The organism is Streptomyces sp. NPDC040410, from assembly GCF_055595715.1.
The window spans coordinates 1-1,644 of sequence record NZ_JBVIVK010000072.1 but is presented as its reverse complement, the minus strand read 5'-3'; the positions used below and the strand labels follow the sequence as shown (position 1 = coordinate 1,644).

The window sequence follows — 1,644 nt, the reverse complement described above, 5'->3', positions numbered from 1 at the left end:
AAGTCCGGTGCGGGCAGAGCGCGCCGGTCCAGCTTCCCGTTCGGAGTCAGCGGGAACTCCCCGACCGTCATCACCACCGACGGCACCATGTACTCCGGCAGCGCGTCGGCCGCGAAGCCACGGATCTCCGCCATGTCGGGCGTGCATCCCGGCGCGGGAAGCACATATCCGACCAGGCGTCCGTCCCGGACCGCGGCGACCGCCTGGCCCACCGCCTCGTGGCGGGCCAGTACCGTCTCCACCTCCCCCAGCTCGATCCGGAAGCCGCGGACCTTGACCTGGTCGTCCCCCCGGCCCAGGAACACGAGGTTGCCGTCCGGCAGCATCCGCACCACGTCACCGGTCCGGTACATACGGGCGGAGGGCGTGCCGGCGAACGGGTCGGGCACGAACACGCTCGCCGTCTTCACCGGGTTGTTCAGATAGCCGCGCCCGACGGCCGAGCTGCCGACGTAGAGGGTGCCCCGGCAGCCGGGGGCCACGGGCTGGAGGTAGTCGTCGAGTACGTACAGCCGGGCGTTGTCCGTAGGACGGCCGAACGGGACGCTGGGCTGGTCCGCGTGCGCGTCCAGCAGCTCCGTGGTGATCGGGCAGGCCGCCGAGGTCACCGTCGCCTCGGTCGGTCCGTACTCGTTGTAGACCTCGCAGTCGTCGCGGGTCACCGCGAGAATCTGGCGGGCCACGTCCTGGGGCACCGCCTCGGCACCGGTGAAGATGATCCGCACCGAGCGCAGATCATCCGCCACGTTCCGCTCGGCGCCGAGCAGCATCCGAAGCTGCGACGGTGTCGCGTTCAGCGACGTGATCCGGTGCTCCCGTACGGCGTCCAGGAATCGATCGGGGTCGTAGGCCGTCTCCGCGGACACCAAATGCAGCCGGGCACCGGAGACCAGGCACTGGAAGATCTCCCACACGGAGTTGTCGAACGCCACCGAATGGTTCTGGAGTACGCGGTCCTCGGTCGTCAGGGAGCAGATCCGCTGGTTCCAGGCGAGGAAGCCGATGATCGAGGCGTGGCTGATGGCGACGCCCTTCGGGCGGCCGGTGGAGCCGGAGGTGTAGATGACGTAGGCGAGGTTCCCGGGCCGTACGCCCGAGCCGGGCACGTCGTCCGCGCTGTCGGCCAGGTCCTCACCGGCCCACGGCTCGTCGAGGAAGACGGGCCTGACGCGCTCGTCGAACAGCTCCTCCGCGATGACTCCGTGCCGGGTCAGCACCAGCCGGGCGCCGCTGTCGGCGGCGACATGCCGCAGACGCTCCACCGGGTACTCCGGGTCCAGCGGTACATACGCCGCCCCTGCTTTGAGCACGGCCAGCATGGCGGTGATCATCTCGGGGCAGCGGGGCAGGACGAGTGCGACGGGCTGTTCGGGGCCGATGCCGCGGGTGATGAGGTGCCGGGCCAGGCGGTTGGCGCGGGCGTTCAGTTCGGCATAGGTCAGCTCGGTGTCCTCGAAGGACACGGCGACGGCGTCGGGGGTCCGGGCGGCCTGGGCCTCGAAGAGCTGGTGGAGGGTGTGCGGGGTGGCCTCGGTGAGGTGGGGGGCGTTCCACTCCTCCAGTACCTGGTGTCGTTCGTCGGGTTGGAGGATGTCGAGGGTGTTGATGTGCTGGTCGGGGTGGGTGGTGAGGGTGTGGAGGAGG

At 70.0% G+C, this 1,644-nt stretch carries 1 protein-coding gene; it reads right to left on the bottom strand.

The genetic code is table 11. From position 1 onward, the window contains the following. The coding region (locus tag ACZ562_RS38325) for a non-ribosomal peptide synthetase (protein WP_471189350.1) at positions 1-1,644 on the bottom strand (1,644 nt) is incomplete at both ends.